Source organism: Armatimonas sp. (assembly GCF_031410135.1).
Classification (GTDB): Bacteria; Armatimonadota; Armatimonadia; order Armatimonadales; family Armatimonadaceae; genus Armatimonas.
On record NZ_JANNYP010000903.1, the window covers coordinates 1 to 4,089 of the forward strand.

At 54.2% G+C, this 4,089-nt stretch carries 5 protein-coding genes; 4 read left to right on the plus strand and 1 reads right to left on the minus strand.

The features are described from left to right. Window positions 1–67: 67 nt before the first annotated feature. The 3 genes from RMO15_RS32215 (at window position 68) to RMO15_RS32225 (ending at window position 1,370) form a co-directional block, all read left to right on the plus strand. Complete coding sequence (locus RMO15_RS32215) at window positions 68–553, plus strand: hypothetical protein (RefSeq protein ID WP_309723117.1); 486 nt, start codon at window positions 68–70, stop codon at window positions 551–553. 68 nt (window positions 554–621) lie between these two features. Then, complete coding sequence (locus tag RMO15_RS32220) at window positions 622–975, plus strand: hypothetical protein (protein ID WP_309723119.1); 354 nt, start codon at window positions 622–624, stop codon at window positions 973–975. Between the two features lie 80 nt (window positions 976–1,055). Next, window positions 1,056–1,370 carry a helix-turn-helix domain-containing protein gene (locus tag RMO15_RS32225; protein ID WP_309723122.1) on the plus strand — a complete coding sequence of 105 codons (315 nt, stop codon included), beginning with the start codon at window positions 1,056–1,058 and terminating at the stop codon, window positions 1,368–1,370. Window positions 1,371–1,415: 45 nt separating this feature from the next. Here the strand turns inward: RMO15_RS32225 and RMO15_RS32230 are convergent, their stop codons facing one another. Beyond that, complete coding sequence (locus RMO15_RS32230) at window positions 1,416–2,162, minus strand: helix-turn-helix domain-containing protein (protein WP_309723125.1); 747 nt, start codon at window positions 2,160–2,162, stop codon at window positions 1,416–1,418. A 355-nt stretch (window positions 2,163–2,517) separates the two neighbouring features. Between RMO15_RS32230 and RMO15_RS32235 the strand changes: the two genes are divergently transcribed. Continuing rightward, window positions 2,518–4,053, plus strand: a complete 1,536-nt coding sequence (locus RMO15_RS32235) for a hypothetical protein (RefSeq protein ID WP_309723128.1) — start codon at window positions 2,518–2,520, stop codon at window positions 4,051–4,053. Window positions 4,054–4,089 lie beyond the last annotated feature (36 nt).

Consider the following 4,089-nt stretch of genomic DNA (forward strand, 5'->3'; position numbering starts at 1 on the left):
AAATGGGAAAAGCGCCGGGGTGGTCTCTTGGTAAAGTCCCCCGGCGCTTGGAAAGGAAGCCACCGAAATGGCTACCAATTTAGATTGTAACACGCTGCTGTCGCACGTTGCCACACAGCGGGAAATGCGCGAAGCTCGCGCCGCTCAAGGCTGGTATTTGTATGCCCTTGGGGAAGTGCGGCAGGAATCTGTCTGCATCATCGCTCCGGTTGTCGCAGATCCCAAAACCGGGGTTGTCGCTCAGGCTCAGTATGTCGTTTGCCGGGAAACCAAGCGGTGTTCTTGCCCGGATCAACAAAGGCTGGATCGTGTGAATGGCCAAGCGTTTGATCTCGGTTTGCAAATCGATCCTCTTATCTGTAAGCACGCGCTCATGGTGCCTATGCTTCTCAGCCGTGCTGAAGAAGAAGCGGAGCGGGTTCGGCTCTTGGAAGCGGCTAAAGCCGCCCTGGTTGTCCCTGTCCCTCCTGTTCCTCAGGTGCGTATCTCATCCCGTGCTCAGTGGCATCTGTCGCGCCGTCGGGTTCGTATCCCTGCGGGGGCTTCTTTATGAGCGCCCCGGCTTGTCTCGCCGCCCCGAAAGGGGCGGCCCCAAGCCAGAGCTTGGGAAAACTCTTGGGTGTGGCTTGTGATCTTTGCGGCACAGAGGATCAGTTGGTACTGGCCGGCACTTTGTGCGCCGATGGCCAGTGGCGCACGTTTCGGGTGTGTTTGGCGTGCCGTGCGGCTTGGGAGCTGCGCCCCGGTGGTCTGGAAGTGCTGGTGCACGAAGATCGAGCGGAGTATGTGCTTGAGCCTTGTCCGGAGGTGTATGCGCCTCGGCCACCGCGTGAAGTACTCCAAGAGCTGATGCGTTCCAATCCTGGCGTGTGGGCGGTCTCGGTGCTGTGGTGGTCGCCGCCACGGCTGGAGGTGCTCTTGCTGTCCGTTACAGGGCAGAATCGTGTGTTTCGCGGCGAGGTGATCGGAGAATAGGAAAGGCAAGCGGGCCGGGGGGCGAAGCCCCGGCCCATACCAGTTAGATTCCCCCGTTGGACGGGGGCTAGGGGGTGGCAATGGAAGATTGGTTGACGATTAAAGAAGCAGCAGAGATTTTGAAGCTGTCGGAGCATACGGTGCGCGACCAGGTGCGCCTCGGGAAGATTCCTGCTACGAAGCTGGGACACCGGACCGTGCGGGTGCGGCGGGTGGACATCGAGGCGCTGTTGCCACGAGCAGAGGAACCCGCTTGGCGGCCACCGGTGAAACGGCGGAAGCTGGATCGGTCGGGTGTGGGGAGCTGGCTGCTGGAGGTGATTGAGGGAGACAGTAGCTCTGAGGAGAAGCTGCTGGCGATTCGGGCGTTTGCTCAAGGATTGGTCGCGGAGTAGCTCACAGGGCGAGTCGGTGAGATCCTTCTCGCCCTGCGGAGGCGGTTAGTTGTTCTGACGGAGCATGGCGTGCTTGATCATCACGGGGAAGTCGGTATTGTGGGCTACTACCGCCACGGCATGCCAGGCATTGGGGCCAACAACAACCTCGTTATAGATACCGATGGGCATGTCTGAGTAGCCCGTCGGGAGCTCGCTTCCAGGCCGAACTGCCTTACGACCATCAACACGGATCACGCTGGCCATCTTTCCCGTCTCCTGGAAGTCGTTTGCCCCCGTGAACTCAACCATCGGGTAGAGGGTCTTCTTTGCCTGACCGCGGAAAATTACCCCACGTCGCCGATTTGCCATCCCCGCAGCAGGGCGATCACAAAAGGCGATGACGAAGGGCATGGAATTGCCCGCTATCTCAACATGGCACTGGTACGCCTCATCATAGCTCTCCAGGTTGGTGCCCACTGCTCCCGCATTGTGCGGCCACTGGTAGCTAAAAGGGGCGATGACGTTCGACTGCATGGCTTGGAACTGTTTCAACTCAGGAATCTCCTTCTTGACAGGGTCCGAGGGGATCGGACGGGGGGACGACGAAACGGGGAGGGCAGGTGCTTCGGTGGGAGGGCTCATGGGAGTGGTAACGAGCTCTCGGAGATAGTCCAGGGTGGTTCTCCACTGCCCTCCAAGCTGAAAGCCTTTGAGGCGGCCCGAGGTAAACTCGGCGATCACAACCTCCTCAGGAACTTTCAAAATCTCTGCGACCTCACTGGGAGTTAAAATACTTAGACTCTCTGGCAAATAGATTTCTCCTTATTTTTCTGAAGTGATTATCATCTTATCGTTTTTTCCGAAGTTATGCCATGTTTATTTTGTGAGTAAAAATAGGTTGTGATTTTTGATTCGGTAAGTAACTTTGTTAGTCCTTCAGATGATGGCTTGGAGCATGGGGATGGAGGGAGTCAGAGAAAGGTTTTATGCTTAAGGGAGATGGCCTGGGAGAAGGTAAGTTAGGTATCCTAGAAGAAGCGCCGTTTGATGCAAAACCTACCAAAGTGAGTCGTTTTAAAGTCCTATGTCCAAAGTGATCTCTCGTCAGCAGTCTTCTTCCTCTATCCCAGACAACTGGAGCCCACCGCAGGGAGAGGCACCAAAAATGAAGTTTGCGGTCGGCACTAGCATCATCGAGGAGTTTGCTGTTGGCCACGATCCATCAGCCGTCCTGCGAGAGTTGGTTCAGAACGAATACGATGCCGGTGGCCAGAAGATGGCTGTAAACTTTGGCGAACAAGCACTTGAGGTGCAGGGCACTGGGAAGCCCATTGAAGACGAAGGGTGGCGGCGCCTAAGTGTCATGATGGGAACGGGAGAAGTTTCGGGCGGTGGCACGCAGATCGCTGCCAAGACCAATGGGATCGGCTCCAAGAACTTTGGGCTTCGATCCCTGTTTCTTTTTGGGGACCAGATCCATGTTCGCTCCAATGGGCAACGGACCTTACTAGATCGGTTCCATGGTGCCTATGAGCAACCCGTTACGGATCCTGATTACTCTGCAAAGAAAGGAGTTGCTATCCATGTGCCCTATCGAACACAGAAGTCGAGCAAGCTGGAGCCCTTCGCTAAAGAGCAGGAAGAAGCAGCTCTCAATGGGATTGTTGCCGATTTTACTCAGACGGTGCTGAAGCTCGCCCAACCTGGGAAACCTGAAAAAAGCCTTCGTGAGCTGATTATCATCTCCGCTCGCTGCGGTCGAGCCATTACTTGGAAACAACGGGTTGAGGAGGTGCCATGCCGCCAGCAAGGTATCCATCTTGTTAAGCGATCTCTGCGGCTGAATGACTCACAGACCACAACTGTTGAGACTGTCGAGGAACTCGAGTGGCGGAAAAATGTACTCGTGCCTGAGGAGTTTCGCCAGCAGGCCTATCCCTCGTACTTTAAGGTTGCTGGGGGGCGGGTTCGTCTCTCGATCTCGTTGCAAACGAAACGGGGCAAGCCGATTATCGATAAGCCGGGGCTATTTTATTATCCGATTGGTGCGGGAGGCTGCCATACCGGAACAGCTCTCAGTGTGACTGCTCCCTTTGAAATGAATAATAATCGGAGTGAGCTTGTACCACCGGGAAACAACCCGTGGAATCAGTGGCTTCTGACTGCTGCTGTGGATCTTGTATTTGATCTTTTGAAGGGGGATTGGTATGAGCGGCTAGGAGCAGATGGCTTTCTTGCGTTAAAAGAAATTACGGAGCCAGCAACTCACCAATTTCTAGATAGCATTACCAAGAGACTGAGGGAAGATAAGTGCTGGCCAACACGAGACCGAGAGGAAGAATCTAAAAAAACTCCCGTTCTTGCGATCGCATCAGGAATTGTGATTCCTGCTCACAATGAGATGGATAAATTAATGCCTGAAACTTGGTATCTCGATGATGGTATTGGTAATGACCTAAGGATAAAGGAGTTTGCCAAAGGATTTGGAGCAAAGAAATTCACGTGTGATTCATTAGTCAATCTTTTATGTGCAGGATCTCCTGGCCTAATTTTAAAGACAAAAGTCGATAAAAAAACGGATTCTTGTCTTCATTGGACTCACTACCCGACACATTTTCGTCTCCGTTCCGAACGTGGAAAACGCGTCCTGAGGGGGAGCCCCTCGTTGAGGCAATGCTCTATCCAATTCAGACCCAGATGAAACAAACTCCAGTCGCAACGATCCGTGCGATGGATC